Raw genomic sequence first — 14,525 nt, 5'->3', positions numbered from 1 at the left:
CCGGCGGGCGTTGTCGGAGGGCGCCGCTATCTTCTGATCCGTGATCGATGTGCAGCTGCTTGAGGGGATGCGTGCCGCGGCCTACCGCGCGGCGCTCGGGGTCGTGTCGGATGAGGCGGTCGCCGCGCGCGTCGCCCAGGACGTGGTCGCCCATCTCATCCGCCGCGGCATCGCCGACCTCGCCGATCCCATCGCGCACGCCGCGGCGTGCGGCGCCGCCGAGGCGACCGGGTCGGGCCGCGCCGCGTAGCGCCGCGTCCGCGCCTCAGGACCCGCGCGCCCGCGCCCAGCGACCCGCGCGCCCGCGCTACTCGCCCTGGAGCGGCCGGATCTCGACGGGTCCGTTGACTGCGACGGACATGCGCTCGGCCCAGGCGCGCGCGGCGTCGGCGTCCGCGACGTCGATCACCCAGTAGCCGCCCAGCTGCGGCGCCAGGGGGTTGCGCGGGCCGTCGGCGACCGTGACCTCGCCGTCGACCACGGACACCACGCTCGCGGTGGCCGGCTCCTGCAGCCCGCCGCCGTAGACCCATGCGCCGGTGGACATCAGCTCCTCGTTGAGGGCGGCGACCGCGGCGTACATCGCATCGACGTCGGTGCCCTCGGGTTGGACCGGCTGCGAGTAGTCGTGGTGGACGGACAGCATGAACTCGGACATCGCGCCTCCCTGCGCTCAGCGGGCCTGGGCCCAGTCTGCGCGACGCCCACCGATCACGCGAATGCGAACAGCGGCGGAACCACCACGCAGACGGCCAGGGCCCAGGCGCCGTAGACCGGGATGTAGCCGGTCTGCCAGCGCAGCAGGGGAGTGAGATCGCGGCCCCGGAACACGCGCTGCACGTACAGCCACGCCGTCACCGCGAGGTTGGCGACCAGCACCAGGTTCATGCCGAGCGTCGCGAGGCGGTTGGGTGTGAAGCCGAAGTCCGCGATGCGCCCCGCCATCGCGGCGAGCGCCGCCAGGTCGAGCAGCAGCGCCGCCACCACGAGCGCGAGCTGCATCCGGTCCGCCCAGCTCACCGGGCTTGCGGGCGACTGCGCCGTCAGCGAGTACAGCACCAGGCCCAGCACCACCACCAGCAGCAGATCGACCGCGATGAGCGACTCGCGGCTCTCCTCGAAGCCGCCCGACACCACCGCGCCGGCCAGCATCGCGAGCACGGCGAGCGTCGCGATCGGCGTGAACACCCGGGTGAGGACCGGTGCGATGGTCTCGAGCACCTCCTGCTTCGACTCGACCAGCCACGCGGCGACCACGGTCGCGCCGCCCGCGCCGAGCGGCAGCACCCAGAAGAAGATCGCGTCCTCGATCGCGATCCCGAGGCCGTTGAACACGGCGAGCGACACGCCGACCAGCGCACCGCCGGCGGTGGCGATGAGGAACATGTAGATCGCCCACTCGCCGGTGAATCGGATGAAGTCCATCCGCGCCGCGCGCGACCGCCAGTGCCCGCCGGCGTAGCCCACGCCCACCGCGATCCACATCACGATCACGGCGTGGATCGCGAACAGCACCGCCGTGTCGGCCTGCGCATCGAACGGGTACGAGAGCCCCAGCGCGACCAGACCGACGGTCGCGCCTCCGATCGCGGCGAGCACGCGGGACGATGCGCGGCGCCGCCACCACAGGAACGTCGCCAGCACGCCGAGCACCAGGGGGATCATCACCAGGAAGGTGTCCTGCGGGTTCTCCTCGGGGCCGACGAGCCAGCCGATCTTCGCGGCGAGTCCCGCGAGGACCCCGAATCCCAGCGCCGCGGCGACACCCATGCGCGAGCGTGGCGCCCCACCGTCGAGGACCAGGTCGCGCCACAGCCGGCGGGAGTGCTGGCGTGCGAACTCGCGCGCCACCTCGGCCTGGCTGCCCATGCGCTTCACCGCGACCAGCAGCGCCTCGTCGTCGGCGAGACCCGCATCCATGAGCCCGTCGACGTGTCCGCGCAGGTGGTCCTCGAGCTCGTCGGCGTCCTCTTTCGAGACGGACCCGCGCGCGAAGATGTACTGCCGCCAGCGGCCGATCTCGGCCTCGACCTCGGGGCCCACGCCCGGCGTGCCCACCGGGCCCGACGCCTCGGTGCCGGTCACAGCGCGACTCCCGGGCGCATCGTCCCCAGCGCGGCCGCGTTCGCGACGTCCTTCCAGGCGGACTGCAGCGCCCCGACCACCGCGGCCCACTGGCGGCGGTGCTCGACGAGCTCGGCGCGGCCGGACGGCGTGACCTCGTAGTAGCGGCGCCGACGGCCGGTCTCGGAGGCGCCCCAGCGGGAGGTGACGTGGCCCGCGTCCTCGAGCCGGTGGAGCAGGGGGTAGAGGAGGCCGTCGGTCCACTCGATCTCGCCGCCGGACAGCTCGCGCACGCGCTTCACGATCGCGTAGCCGTAGCTCTCGCCCTCCGCGAGGATCGCGAGCACCAGCGGTGCGGCGCTCGCGGCCATGAGGTCCTTGCCCACCTTCATCTCGGACTCCTCCGTCTCGGCAACCCTCACAGCAGGATACATAGAGGTGCAAGGTATGGCGAGCGCGGCGACTCCGTGAGTCCTGCATGCAGGACGCGACGCCCAGGAAGCACGCCTACGCTGGCGGCATGGACCTCGCATCGCTGCTGGAGACCGGCACCTGGACCACCCCGCCCGTTGCCGCCGCCCTGAGCGACGGCGTCCTCGAGGTGGAGGCGCGCGAGGGCTCGGACGCGTGGCGCGTCACCAGCTACGGCTTCATCCACGACGACGCCCATGCCCTGGTAGTCCCCCTCGACAACGGTGCGGCCATCGAGGTGAGCTGGATGCTCGACTACGACGCGCAGTTCGATCAGGGCGGCGTGATGCTACGCGTCGACGCCGAGAGCTGGATCAAGGCTGGCGTCGAGGTCTCCGACGGCGAGCCCCAGGTGGGCGCGGTGGTCACCAGGGGAGTCTCGGACTGGTCGGTCGCACCGGTGCCCGAGTGGGCCGGCCGCGAGGTCACCATCCGTGCCTCGCGCTCGGGCGACGCCGTGACCCTCCGTGCCCGGGCGGGCGACGAGCCATGGCGCCTAGTCCGCGTGGCCCCGCTCGACTCGGACGCAGTCGTGCTGGCCGGCCCGTTCTGCGCGGCCCCCACGCGCCCGGGCCTGGCAGTGCGCTTCACGGGCGTGCGAGTGGGCCCGGCGGACGCCTCCCTGCACCCCGAGAACTGAGCTACAGCCCCGCGAGCAGCAGCGCCGCGAAGGCGGCCGCGCCGGCGGCCATGGTCCAGCCGGAGGAGCGCTTCCACAGCGCGACCCCGACCGCCACGAGCGCCGCGAGGTGCCACGCGCCGAACGCCCGCCACTCACCCTGGTCGAGCAGCAGCGAGTTCGCGATGATCGCCGCCAGCGCGGCCGGGCCCACCAGGCGCAGCGAGCGCTCGACCCGGGGCGGCAGCCGCCGCTCGCCGCCGAACATCACGATCCCGGACACGCGGATCGCGTAGGTGCCGATCCCGGCCGCGAGGAAGATCAGGAAGGTCTTCATTCGCCCGCCCCCGGATCATGAGCGAGGCCGTCGTCGGTGTCGGGATGCGCGGCCCGGTCGGGCACGAGCGACCCCACCACGATGCCCGCGATCGCTCCCGCAAGCACGTTGAGCCCGTACGGCAGTCCGTGCGCGGCGAGCACCACCACGGTCGACACGCCCACCGCGGTGAGTGCGGGCGCCCCGCGCAGCCCGGGCACCAGCACCGCGAGGAACATGAGCGGCACGATGAACCCGATCTGCCACGCCTCGGGGATCACCGGGCCCAGCGCGATGCCCGCCGCCGACCCGACGCACCACACCGCCACGAACGGCAGCGCCCCACCCACCACGAACCACCGGCGGCGCACCGGGTCCGGCCACCGCTCGTGCTCCTGGAGCGCGACCACCGCCGCCTGGTCGGTCATGAGGTGCGCGAGGCCCAGCTTCCAGCGTCGCGGGAAGGCCGCGAACACGGGCGCGAGCGCCGCCGAGTACAGCGCGAACCGCGCATTGATCACCAGCGCCGTGAGCACCGCGATCACCGCGGGCGCGCCCGTGCGGATCGACTCGACGATCGCGATCTGGCTGGCCCCGGCCACCACGGACACGGACGCGAAGTTGCCCACCCACGGGTTGATGCCCGCGACGTTGACGAGCGCGCCGAACGCCAGCCCGAAGAGCGCCGATCCGGGCATGAGCGGCGCGATGGCCTTGAGGCCCGACCACGCGTCCGCCCACTGGGGCGGCGCGACGCCGAGCAGGGTGCGGGAGGGGGTCACGTGGGCGAGTCTCTCACCCGGGTGTGACAGCGGTGTGTCGGCACGGCGTCGGGAGGGACGATGCGCCGGGCACCGCTCGGCCCCGGCGTCGCCCGGGTAGGGGCGCGGCCGGGGCCGGGTGGTGTGACGGTCTAGACGCGGGCCATGAAGGTGAGGCAGTCGGCGACGTCGGTGCTGCCGCCCACCGCGATCGAGTCTGCGGTGCACATGAGGTCCTTGTTGTGCTGGCAGTCCTCGCGGTTGCAGGCGCCGACGGTCGCGGTCGGGTCCGCGCCGCCCTTGTGGTCGGTCTCCGTGAAGGTGTTGCAGTGCGCGTGCGCGCCGCCCACCGAGATGGCGCCGGCGTGGCAGCCGTCGTGGTTGTAGCCGCAGCTCGCGACCGAGCAGGACGAGACGATAGGCAGTCCGATCGAGACGGGCATGGCTTCCTCCGGGGGTGGTCGGGCGTGTACGGAAAGTGCTGACATTCGCCAATATACGCGCGGAAATGCGGATATCAAGCGTTCCGGATATATGCGCGAATTGCGTTTCCCATTTCCGTGGAATTCCATTCGAGCGGTGTTTCGATAATCCCGCCCGGCGCGCCTGACGCGCGCCGCCGCGCCTGACCCGGCCCCCGCATCGTCCGTACAGGCGTCAAGAAAGTTGGGTGACGCGGGAACAAACGGAGCCTCCCCGTCGTCTCTATCCATGTACCCACCACGGCGCGAAGCCGCATGGGACGCCCAGGTGAGAACGCGTGGCGTCCGACCTCCTCCCCCCCTCGGAGGTCGGGCGCCTCGCGTCTTCCTTCGGGCCCGGGTCGCTGGCGACGAGCACGACGCGCGATTCGGGTGCGCGTCGCGCGCGTACGCTCTTCCAAGGAAGGGAGTCCCCTTGAGTCTCAACAAGATCGTCAAGACCGACGCCGAGTGGCGCGCCCAGTTGACGGACCTCGAGTTCGCGGTGCTGCGCGAGGCGGGCACCGAGCGCCCGTGGACCGGCGAGCTCATCGAGGAGAAGCGCGACGGCGTGTTCCGGTGCCGCGCGTGCGGCGCCCAGCTGTTCGCCTCCGGCACCAAGTTCGACAGCCACTGCGGCTGGCCCAGCTTCTACGATGCCGACCCCGGCGCGGTGGTGCTCCTCGAGGACCGCTCGCACGGCATGGTCCGCACCGAGGTCCGCTGCGCGGCCTGCGACTCGCACCTGGGGCACGTGTTCCCCGACGCGCCGCAGACCCCCACCGGCGACCGCTACTGCATCAACTCGGTGTCCCTGACGTTCGATCAGGGCGGCGCGGGCGAGCAGGCCTGATGGTCGAGCCGCGCTTCCGCCGTCCGGCCATGCTCGACATCGAGATGGCCGACGAGATCGAGGGCGACATCGACCCTGCCGACCGCGCCCTGATCGCCCATGAGACGGCGCTCGCGATCGTGTCGCAGGCGCGACAGTCCGGGGATCCGGCGCTGGTCGAGCGGCTGGTGAAGCTGGTCGACGAGGAAGGCATCGACACCGTCGCCATGATGTGGGCGAAGGCCGGCGAGCACACGCTGCCCGGCGCCCTGTGGCGGATCTACATGATCCGCGAATGGGTGAAGCACGATGCCGCGGCCGTGGCCCGCTCGTACCACCAGGGGGTCCACGCGGCGCATGTCCGCCATGCGATCGCCGGCGTCGAGGACCCGCCCGGTCCCGACGAGGTGCGCACCCTCGCCGACGCGGTGCTCTCGGGCGTCTTCTCGGGAGACCTGGCGGTCGCGCTCGAGCGCGCCGGCGCGTTCTGCCGCGTGGTCGCCACCGGCGCCGCGTTCGAGGCGGAGTCCGACGAGGGCCACGCCGACCGCCGCGCCCACCGCACCACCCTGCGCGCGTCGCAGCTTCTGCGGACCGGCGAGGATCTCGAGCGGTGCGCCGCGATGTGGCGCGAGGGCCGGCTGGACTGAGCTGCGCCGCCCTCGCGGACGGACGCCTATCCACGCGCCCGAGGCACCCCTCCACCAGCCCGGCCCGATGTGAACGGACACACGTCCGGACGGGGCGACCGGCGCATCGTCCCGTGTGGAGGAGCGCGCGGGTGGGCGCGTGCGGCGCCCGCGCGGCAGAGATGTTCGCGATCCGCGAGAAGGGTCCACAGTCGCATTGCCAGGCGGCCCGTCCGGCGTATGGTGGGGGTGACGTCGGACCGCGGTAGCCCCGGGCTCCAAATCCAGCCGCTTCGAGCGGCCTTCGCGCCGACTGGCGCTCCCGGTCCGACGTCGTTCACACCCCCGCCGCGGCGCCGCCGCTACCCCGCGCGAGTCCGCTGCGCACGGTCTGGCCGGCGACGCGCCGCGCCCAGCCGCCTGCGACGGCGCCCCGCCGGGGTGTCGGCGCTGAAACCGTGCGCAGCGAATTACGGGCTACACGTGCACGCGCAGCAGGTGGGTCTCCACCGCGACCACCACCGGGCCCGACTCCCAGTCCGCGACGTGCGCGACCAGCACGCCGCCCGCGGGCAGGTACGGGTTGGAGCGGGGCAGCGCGCCGCGCGTGTAGGGCCGCACGGCCGCGCGCAGCATCTCGATGATGGTCGGCAGCGTGGGCCGGTGGACGCACACGGCCCGCGGCGACCGCTTGCGCAGCAGAGCGGTGAAGGTCTTGGCCGTGTCGAGCGGCTTCGCGGCATGCCCGGGCTCCGTGAGGGGCTCGTGGGTGCGCACCTCGACGCCGATCGCCTCCGCGTACGGCGCCACCGTGTCGAGGCAGCGTCGTGCCGGTGAGGACTCCACTTTGGTGATCCCGAAGCAGGCGATCAGCGGCACCAGGTCGCGCGCCCGTGCGCGCCCGTTCGTGGTGAGCGGGCGCTGCTGGTCCGACCGGTGCCACGCGGCCCTCCGCCGCGCCCGTGCGTGCCGGACCACCATGAACGGCCGCGAGTCCAGCCGGTCGGCGGCATACGCGTCGACGAGCGCGTCGAGCGGGCGGAGGTCGTCCGGGAAGGTGATCATCTTGTGCGCCTCGGCCACGGACAGCCAGCGCAGGCGGTCGATCTCGTTCTTCGACGCCGGCTTGTAGGTGGGCCGCGCCTGCAGCGCGTGCGAGCCGGCGGACGCGACCTGCGCCGCCCAGTACTTCACCACCTTCTGCTTCTCCCCGATGGGGTAGCGGATGGTGGGCAGCGGCTGGCCCAGCACCACCTGCTTGCCGGTCTCCTCGGCCACCTCGCGCACCGCGCACTCGGGCAGGGACTCGCCCGGGTCGAGCTTGCCCTTGGGCCACGACCAGTCGTTGTACCGGGGGCGATGCACGGCGAGCACCTGGAGCTCGCCGTCCCGGACGCGCCACACCAGCGCACCGGCGGCAACGACGGTGCCCTCCGGGTGGTGGCTCACTTGCCCTTGGCCCTCCGCTTGGGCTGGCGGCGGATGTACGTCTCCTGCAGGTCGCGCAGCCGCGCGCCCTCGCCGTCGGTGACGCCGTGGCTCCACGTTCCGTCCTCGTGCAGCTCCCAGCCGGCCACGCGGTCGCTCATCGCCATGTCGATGTTCTCGACCAGCAGCGCCGCCTGCGTCGGGTCAGTCACCGTGATGAGCGCCTCGATGCGGCGGTCCAGGTTGCGGTGCATGAGGTCCGCGGAGCCGATGAACACCTCCGGGTCGCCGTCGTTCGCGAACGCGTAGATGCGGGAGTGCTCGAGGAACCGGCCCAGGATGGACCGCACCCGGATGGTCTCCGAGAACCCGGGCACGCCCGGCCGCAGCGCGCAGATGCCGCGCACGTTGACGTCGACCTTGACGCCGGCGCGCGACGCCTCGTACAGCGCGTCGATGGTCTTCTCGTCGACGATCGAGTTGACCTTGATCTTGACCCACGCCTCCTTGCCCGCCGCGGCGTTGCGCGCCTCGTTGCGGATGCGCTCGATCAGGCCCGCGCGCACCCCGACGGGCGCGACCAGCAGGCGGCGGAACTTCGACTTGGGCGCGTAGCCCGACAGCTGGTTGAACAGCTTGGTGAGGTCGGCGCCCACGTCGGGGTTCTTGGTCAGCAGGCCGTAGTCCTCGTACAGGCGCGCGGTCTTGGGGTGGTAGTTGCCGGTGCCGATGTGGCTGTAGCGCTGCAGGCCGTCGTCCTCCTGGCGCACCACCAGCGACAGCTTGCAGTGCGTCTTGAGTCCTACGAGGCCGTACACCACGTGCACGCCGGCCTGCTCGAGCTTGCGCGCCCAGGAGATGTTCCGCTTCTCGTCGAAGCGCGCCTTGATCTCCACCAGCGCGAGCACCTGCTTGCCCGCGTGCGCCGCCTCGATGAGCGAGTCGACGATGGGCGAGTCGCCCGATGTCCGGTACAGCGTCTGCTTGATCGCGAGCACCTTGGGGTCCGCCGCGGCCTGCGCGAGGAACGCCTGCACGGACGTCGAGAAGGAGTCGTACGGGTGGTGCAGCAGCACGTCGGCCCGCGTGATCGCCTCGAACACGTTCTGCTCGTCGGCCGTCTCGACCGGCGCGAGCTTGTGGTGCGTGGTGGGTCGGAACGGCGCGAACTGCAGCGACGGCCGGTCCAGGTCCGCGATCACGTTGAGGCCCGTGAGGTCCAGCGGCGCGGGCAGGTGGAACACGTCGTTGTCCGTGATGCCGAGCTCGCGCACCAGCAGCTCGCGGATCTTGGTGGGGAGGTCGTCGGCGACCTCGAGCCGCACCGCGGGTCCGAACCGGCGGCGCAGCAGCTCCTTCTCCATCGCCTTGAGGAGGTTCTCCGCGTCGTCCTCCTCGACCTCGACGTCCTCGTTGCGCGTGACGCGGAAGGTGTAGTGGTCCACCACCTCCATGCCGGGGAACAGGTAGTCCAGGTGGGCGCCGATCACGTCCTCGAGCGGCACGAACGAGCGCGGCTCGTCCGAGAGGGACGATGCGTCGGTCACCTGCCCCACGTGGCCCGCCGCGTCGACGGACAGGAAGCGGGGGAGCGTCTCGGGCACCTTGACGCGGGCGAAGTAGTCCTTGCCGGTGTCGGGGTCGCGGATCTCGATCGCGAGGTTGAGCGAGAGGCCCGAGATGTAGGGGAACGGGTGGGCGGGGTCGACGGCGAGCGGCGTGAGCACCGGGAAGATGTCGGAGCGGAACAGCTTGCGCAGCCGCTCCTGCTCGGGGTCCTCGAGGTCGTCGTAGCGCACCAGCTGGATGCCCTCGAGCGCGAGGGCGGGCCGCACCTGGTCCTCGAAGCACTCGGCGTGGCGGTCCATGAGCTCGTGAGCGCGCTCGATGATCGCCTCGATCTGGCGGGTCGCGCTCATGCCCGTCGCGGACGGCACCGCGAAGCCGGCGGCGATGCGGCGCTTGAGGCCGGCCACGCGCACCATGAAGAACTCGTCGAGGTTGGACGCGAAGATCGCGAGGAAGCGGGCGCGCTCGAGCAGCGGCGTCTGCGGGTCCTCCGCGAGCTCGAGCACACGCTCGTTGAACGCGAGCCAGGACAGCTCACGGTCGAGGAACCGGTCGTCGGGAAGCGGCGACGGCGCCTCGTCGTCCTCCTCGAACTCGACGGTCGGGACGGGGTACGTCTCCTCCGAATCCGCAGGTGCGGGCGCGGACGGCGGGGCGGGTGCGTCGTTGATGTCGAGGCTCTCGGGCATGGGGCCATGCTTCCACGCGCGCCGGGCGCTCGCTACCCCCGCGCCGCCCCGCCCCCGCTTGCCCGCTTCAGTGAGTTCAGGTGATACTGAAATCGTGTCGATGAACGATGCGCAGCACCAGTACGTGGACAAGGTCGCCACGTTCTTCACCATGTTCGGGTCGGCGCGCGCATGGGCGGAGATCCTGGGCTGGCTGATGATCTGCGAGCCCGCGGAGCGCACCCAGGCGCAGATCGCCGAGGACCTGGGGCTGAGCGCCGGCACCGTGTCCACCCAGCTGCGCGCGCACGTCCAGCTGGGCATGGTCGAGCAGGTCCGGGTCCGCGGGGACCGCACGCAGCGCTACCGCCTACGCCCGGGTGCGTGGTTCGAGGTGATGTCCTCCGAGCTCGGGCGCATCCACGCGATGGGCGACATCGCGCGCGCCGCCGGACCGGTGCTCCCCCGGGACCGCCCCGAGCGCGTCACGGAGCTCGCCGACCTGGCCGACTTCTTCGCGCGCGAGTGGCCGCCGCTGCTCGAGCGCATGCAAGCGAACCTCACGAAGGGACCGTCATGACCGCCACCCCCGCCATCGAGACCGTCGCGCTCACCAAGAGGTTCGGCGACCTCGCCGCCGTGCAGGACGTGTCGCTCACCATCGAGCGCGGCGAGATCTTCGGCTTCCTCGGCCCCAACGGGGCCGGGAAGTCCACCACCATCCGGTGCCTCCTCGATCTCATCCGTCCCTCGGAAGGCGAGTGCCGCATCGTCGGGCTGGACTCGCGGCGCGACGCCGTGGAGATCCGCCGCCACCTGGGCTTCCTGCCCTCGGACCTGGCGCTGTACCCGAACCTCACCGGTCGCGAGACGCTGCAGTTCCTCGCGAACCTGCGCGGCGGCGTCGACTGGGCGTGGGTGGACACCCTCGCGGACCGCTTCGACGCGGACCTGTCCAAGAAGGTCGGCGAGCTGTCGAGCGGCAACCGCCAGAAGGTGGGGCTGATCCAGGCGTTCATGAACCGTCCCGAGGTGGTCATCCTCGACGAGCCGATCACCGGCCTCGACCCGCTGGTCCAGCTCGAGTTCCACACGCTCATGCGGGAGCACGTGGCGGAGGGCAGCACGGTGTTCCTCTCCAGCCACACCCTGTCCGAGGTCGAGCGCGTCGCGGACCGCGTGGGCTTCATCCGCCGCGGCCACCTCATCGCGGTCGAGCGGATGAGCGAGCTCATGGACAAGGCGCTGCGCCGGGTCACGCTCGAGTTCGCCTCGCCCGTCCCCGCGGGCGCGTTCGACGGCGTCGAGGGCGTCCACGGGGTCGTGGCGGAGGGCGCCCGCGTCACCGCGCAGTACGAGGGCTCGATGGGCCCGCTGCTACGCGTGGCCACCGCGCACGACGTGCTCTCGCTCGAGTCCTCCTCGGTCGACCTCGACGAGATCTTCCTCGAGTTCTACCGCGACGAGGTCGCGGAGGCGGAGGTGGTGTGATGCTCCGGACGCTCTACCTCAAGACCATCCGCGACCGCGCGGTCGGGGCGCTCATAGGCGTCTCCTCGCTGTGGTTCGTCGCGGTGTTCGGCATGTGGGCCTACGCGGGCCTGGGCGACGACGCGGTGTCCTTCTTCGACGAGATGCCGGCCTTCTACACGGACCTCGTGGGCATCACCGGCGACGCCGGCACCGCGGGCCTCATGCTCAGCATGATGTTCAACTTCATCGGCCCGTTCGTGGTCGCCGGCATCGCGATCTCGATGGGCGCCGCCGCGCTCGCGGGCGAGGAGGGCGACGGCACCATGAACGTCCTCACCACCGCGCCCCGCTCGCGCACCCGCCTGCTCGCCTCGAAGGGGCTCGCCGCTCTCACCATCGCGGTCGCCGTCAACCTGGCCGCCTGGGCGGGCTACGCGCTGTCGATCGTCGCGTTCGGGGAGTCCACCGAGGCGGTCAACATCGGCGCCGCCACCCTCCACGTCACCGCGGTCGCCGTGCTCTACGGCGCCGTCGCCTTCGCGCTCGGCGCCGCGACGGGGCACCAGCGCATCGCCTCGGGCGCGGCCACCGGCTTCCTGGTGGTGTCCTTCTTCGCGTCGGGGCTGCTGCCCATGATCGAGGGCTGGGAGGACTGGGCGAAGATCTTCCCCTGGTACTACATCAAGGGCGCCGCGCCGCTGGCGAACGGCACCGACTGGGCGCAGGTGGGCGTGCTCACCGCGATCTCCGCAGCGCTCGTCCTGGTCGGCTGGGTCCTCTACCTGCGCCGCGACCTGCTCGCGGGGGAGAGGTCCATCGCGCTGGTCGCCCGCCTCACCGAGGACGCGCGCGTCGCCAAGGCGCTCGAGCTGCTGCGCGGGACCTCCAGCACGCGCGGGATCGTGGGCAAGGCGCTCAGCGAGAGCCGCGCCATCCTCACCATCGCGGGCGGCGGCATCTTCGTCATGACGGTGATCATGGGGCCGCTGTTCACGCTGATGTCCGACTTCATCGGCGAGTTCGCCGGCGCGTTCCCCGACAAGGTCATGGCCATGGTGGGCTTCGCCGACTACTCCCGGCCCGAGGGCTGGTACCACGGCGAGATGCTGTCCATCACGGTGCCCATCGCGGTCGCGGTCGCTGCCATCTCCGCCGGCGGCGCGCTCGCGGGCGAGGAGCGCCGCCGCACCATCGCGGTGCTGCTGGGCTCGCCGCTGTCGCGCGCGCAGGTGGCGTGGCGACGCGCGATCGCGACCCTCGTGGTCGCGCTGGTGATCGCGGTCGCCGTGACGGCGGGCATCGCGCTCGGCAACTGGATCGCCGGGCTCGGGATGAGCTACGCGAACATCGCGGCGACCGGCGTGCTGGTGTGGGGCCTCGGCGCCGTCCTGGGCGGTGCGGCGTTCCTGGCCGGCGGGCTCACCGGCGTGCCGCGCATCGCGACGGGTGCGGGCACCGGGGTCGCGGTGATCGGGTGGGCGCTGACCGCCTTCGCCGCGGTGAACGATGCGCTGGTCCCCCTCGCGCACCTCTCGCCCTTCTACTACTACACGTGGGAGTTCCCGCTCGACAACGGCCTGTACTGGTACCAGCCCGTGGTGCTCTTCGGCGCGGCGGCGGCTCTGTTCGCGGCAGGGGTCGCGGGTTACGTGAGGCGCGACCTCAAGGGGTGAGCACGCGCGGCCTGCCAGCGCGTCGACTGCCGATGACAGATGTGACGCGATGGTCCTCGTGTGAAGGATGTGAACGCCTCACGAGTCGATCTCCGACACTCCTGTCACAAACGTCATTGGAAGTCATCGCGCTGCTGGGCTGGGGTCACACCACGCGCGTGTAGAACCGCGAGAACGGGTCGAGCGTGTAGCTCCCGAACGGGCCGCACTCCGTGAACCCGGCGCGCTCGTAGAGACGGTGCGCGGCGGAGAAGTACTCGCCCGTCCCCGTCTCGAGGCTCACGCGCGCGACCCCGCGCTGCCGCGCGACGCCGAGCAGCTCCTCCACCACCGCGGCGGCGACGCCCCGGCCGCGCGCCGCGGTCGCGGTGCGCATCGACTTGAGCTCCGCGTGACCCTCGCCCAGATCGGCCAGCGCGCCCACGCCCAGCAGGACCCCTGCATCGTCCCTCGCGGCCACGAACGTCACGTGCGGCGCCCGCAGCCGCTCGACGTCGAGCGCGTGCACCGAGCACGCGGGCGACGTGGCGTGCATGTCCGCCAGGTGCTCGGTGAGGAGCTCGACCACGTCGGGGGTGGCGGGGTCGGTTGCGGAGATGTGCATGGCGTCATCGTGCCATCCCGGGATCCGGCCCGGACATGCCTAGGGTGGCCTGATGACTCAGCGGATGCGTGCGCGGGACGTCGCCTCGGCCGTGTGGCCGGGCCTGATCCTGGTGGTGCTCGGCGTCGCCGGGTTCGTCGGGCTGCTCGACTGGGTGGTCGAGCAGGAGGACCTGTACCTGGTCGACCAGCCGCTGCTCGAGTGGCTGGCCGCCAACCGCAGCCCCGGTCTCACCACGTTCTTCACCGCGGTCACCAACTTGTTCGGGCCGTTCCTGCTGCCCCTGGTGGTGACCGTGATCGCGCTGCTGTGGTGGCGCCTGTCCGGCCGCTGGTGGGAGCCGGCGGTGCTGGTGGGCGCGATGGTGCTGTCGACGGGGCTGTCCGTGGTCCTCAAGGCGACCGTGGGCCGCTCGCGCCCCGGCCAGGAGTTCATGTCGATCCCGGGCGGCGAGACGTCGGGCTCGTTCCCGTCGGGCCACACCATCGGCGCCGCGACGCTGGTGCTGGTGGTCGGCTACCTGCTGTGGCACGAGGACGCGGAGGCCTCCTGGGCGCTGGCCGGCTGGACGGTGCTGGCGTTCGGCATCATCGGGCTCGTGGGAGCGAGCCGCATGTATCTGGGCTACCACTTCCTCACGGACGTGCTCGCGGGCGTGTGCGCCGCGGTGGTGGTGCTGGGCCTGGTGGTCGCGGTCGAGCGCTGGCACGACCTCTGGCTCGAGCGCCGCGACCCGCCCGAGCGGCCGCGGCCGCTGTCCGAGGAGGACGATGCGCCGGTCGACTGGGCCTGAGGGCTCGGGGGCCGCGCGTCGCAGGTGACGCGCCTCCCGCGTGAGAGGGGCCCGAAGACGAAGGTGCCCCGGGGGGTCGGCTGCGCTGGGGGGCACCGCGGCCGTCCCGCCCCGGGGACGTCTTCGGCGATCCGGGCGGTGATCCGGCCCGTCGCCGTTGAACA

General features: G+C 72.0%; 17 protein-coding genes. 8 read left to right on the top strand and 9 right to left on the bottom strand.

The annotated features are described in order from the left end of the window. The first annotated feature begins 40 nt into the window (after positions 1 to 40). Positions 41 to 250, top strand: a complete 210-nt coding sequence (locus tag AOM05_RS10265; RefSeq protein WP_062521896.1) for a hypothetical protein — start codon at positions 41 to 43, stop codon at positions 248 to 250. A gap of 57 nt (positions 251 to 307) precedes the next feature. Here the strand turns inward: AOM05_RS10265 and AOM05_RS10260 are convergent, their stop codons facing one another. Genes AOM05_RS10260 through AOM05_RS10250 form a run of 3 tightly spaced genes read right to left on the bottom strand, consistent with a single transcriptional unit; the run spans position 308 to position 2,486 of the window. Continuing rightward, positions 308 to 658 carry a YciI family protein gene (locus AOM05_RS10260; protein WP_062521894.1) on the bottom strand — a complete coding sequence of 117 codons (351 nt, stop codon included), beginning with the start codon at positions 656 to 658 and terminating at the stop codon, positions 308 to 310. A 53-nt stretch (positions 659 to 711) separates the two neighbouring features. Continuing rightward, the gene (locus tag AOM05_RS10255; protein WP_062521892.1) at positions 712 to 2,085 is read right to left on the bottom strand and encodes a permease prefix domain 1-containing protein; all 1,374 of its coding nucleotides are present in this window, start codon (positions 2,083 to 2,085) and stop codon (positions 712 to 714) included. Next, the gene (locus AOM05_RS10250) at positions 2,082 to 2,486 is read right to left on the bottom strand and encodes a PadR family transcriptional regulator (RefSeq protein WP_369401120.1); all 405 of its coding nucleotides are present in this window, start codon (positions 2,484 to 2,486) and stop codon (positions 2,082 to 2,084) included. Before AOM05_RS10250 ends, AOM05_RS10255 begins: the two co-directional genes overlap by 4 nt. A 98-nt stretch (positions 2,487 to 2,584) precedes the next feature. On the opposite strand from AOM05_RS10250, the gene AOM05_RS10245 reads away from it, so the two are divergent. After that, the gene (locus tag AOM05_RS10245) at positions 2,585 to 3,175 is read left to right on the top strand and encodes a DUF1349 domain-containing protein (protein WP_062521889.1); all 591 of its coding nucleotides are present in this window, start codon (positions 2,585 to 2,587) and stop codon (positions 3,173 to 3,175) included. 1 nt (position 3,176) lies between these two features. On the opposite strand, the gene AOM05_RS10240 is transcribed toward AOM05_RS10245, so the two are convergent. From AOM05_RS10240 to AOM05_RS10230, 3 genes are all read right to left on the bottom strand, one after another. After that, entirely contained in the window at positions 3,177 to 3,491 is a 315-nt protein-coding gene (locus tag AOM05_RS10240) for an AzlD domain-containing protein (protein WP_062521887.1), read from the bottom strand. Beyond that, entirely contained in the window at positions 3,488 to 4,252 is a 765-nt protein-coding gene (locus AOM05_RS10235) for an AzlC family ABC transporter permease (protein ID WP_062521884.1), read from the bottom strand. The genes AOM05_RS10240 and AOM05_RS10235 overlap by 4 nt, the downstream gene beginning before the upstream one ends. Before the next feature lie 131 nt (positions 4,253 to 4,383). Next, positions 4,384 to 4,674 (bottom strand): DUF1540 domain-containing protein, encoded by a 291-nt coding sequence (locus AOM05_RS10230; RefSeq protein WP_062521882.1) that lies wholly within the window; start codon positions 4,672 to 4,674, stop codon positions 4,384 to 4,386. 454 nt (positions 4,675 to 5,128) lie between these two features. Between AOM05_RS10230 and msrB the strand changes: the two genes are divergently transcribed. Together msrB and AOM05_RS10220 are read left to right on the top strand one after the other, a co-directional pair. Continuing rightward, complete coding sequence (gene msrB / locus AOM05_RS10225; protein ID WP_062521880.1) at positions 5,129 to 5,545, top strand: peptide-methionine (R)-S-oxide reductase MsrB; 417 nt, start codon at positions 5,129 to 5,131, stop codon at positions 5,543 to 5,545. After that, complete coding sequence (locus AOM05_RS10220) at positions 5,545 to 6,174, top strand: hypothetical protein (protein ID WP_228373261.1); 630 nt, start codon at positions 5,545 to 5,547, stop codon at positions 6,172 to 6,174. Before msrB ends, AOM05_RS10220 begins: the two co-directional genes overlap by 1 nt. Positions 6,175 to 6,630: 456 nt before the next feature. Here AOM05_RS10220 and AOM05_RS10215 read toward each other — a convergent pair whose 3' ends face one another. Together AOM05_RS10215 and AOM05_RS10210 are read right to left on the bottom strand one after the other, a co-directional pair. Continuing rightward, complete coding sequence (locus AOM05_RS10215) at positions 6,631 to 7,602, bottom strand: NUDIX hydrolase (RefSeq protein ID WP_062521877.1); 972 nt, start codon at positions 7,600 to 7,602, stop codon at positions 6,631 to 6,633. Next, the gene (locus AOM05_RS10210) at positions 7,599 to 9,839 is read right to left on the bottom strand and encodes an RNA degradosome polyphosphate kinase (RefSeq protein WP_062521875.1); all 2,241 of its coding nucleotides are present in this window, start codon (positions 9,837 to 9,839) and stop codon (positions 7,599 to 7,601) included. Before AOM05_RS10210 ends, AOM05_RS10215 begins: the two co-directional genes overlap by 4 nt. Before the next feature lie 100 nt (positions 9,840 to 9,939). Here AOM05_RS10210 and AOM05_RS10205 point away from each other — a divergent pair, with 100 nt between their 5' ends. The 3 genes from AOM05_RS10205 to AOM05_RS10195 are packed head-to-tail and all read left to right on the top strand — an operon-like array spanning position 9,940 to position 12,964. Further along, entirely contained in the window at positions 9,940 to 10,398 is a 459-nt protein-coding gene (locus tag AOM05_RS10205; protein ID WP_228373271.1) for a GbsR/MarR family transcriptional regulator, read from the top strand. Continuing rightward, on the top strand, positions 10,395 to 11,309 hold the full coding sequence (locus AOM05_RS10200) for an ABC transporter ATP-binding protein (RefSeq protein WP_062521871.1): 915 nt from the start codon (positions 10,395 to 10,397) through the stop codon (positions 11,307 to 11,309). The genes AOM05_RS10205 and AOM05_RS10200 overlap by 4 nt, the downstream gene beginning before the upstream one ends. Beyond that, positions 11,309 to 12,964, top strand: coding sequence for an efflux permease Rv1217c-related protein (locus AOM05_RS10195; RefSeq protein WP_062521869.1), 1,656 nt, complete (start codon positions 11,309 to 11,311; stop codon positions 12,962 to 12,964). The genes AOM05_RS10200 and AOM05_RS10195 overlap by 1 nt, the downstream gene beginning before the upstream one ends. A 145-nt stretch (positions 12,965 to 13,109) precedes the next feature. On the opposite strand, the gene AOM05_RS10190 is transcribed toward AOM05_RS10195, so the two are convergent. After that, on the bottom strand, positions 13,110 to 13,568 hold the full coding sequence (locus AOM05_RS10190) for a GNAT family N-acetyltransferase (RefSeq protein WP_062521867.1): 459 nt from the start codon (positions 13,566 to 13,568) through the stop codon (positions 13,110 to 13,112). Between the two features lie 52 nt (positions 13,569 to 13,620). Between AOM05_RS10190 and AOM05_RS10185 the strand changes: the two genes are divergently transcribed. Continuing rightward, on the top strand, positions 13,621 to 14,361 hold the full coding sequence (locus tag AOM05_RS10185; RefSeq protein WP_062521865.1) for a phosphatase PAP2 family protein: 741 nt from the start codon (positions 13,621 to 13,623) through the stop codon (positions 14,359 to 14,361). The last annotated feature ends 164 nt before the right edge of the window (positions 14,362 to 14,525 follow it).

Source organism: Demequina silvatica, assembly GCF_000971215.1.
Classification (GTDB): Bacteria; Actinomycetota; Actinomycetes; order Actinomycetales; family Demequinaceae; genus Demequina; species Demequina silvatica.
This window is presented reverse-complemented; position numbering and strand designations above follow the sequence as displayed.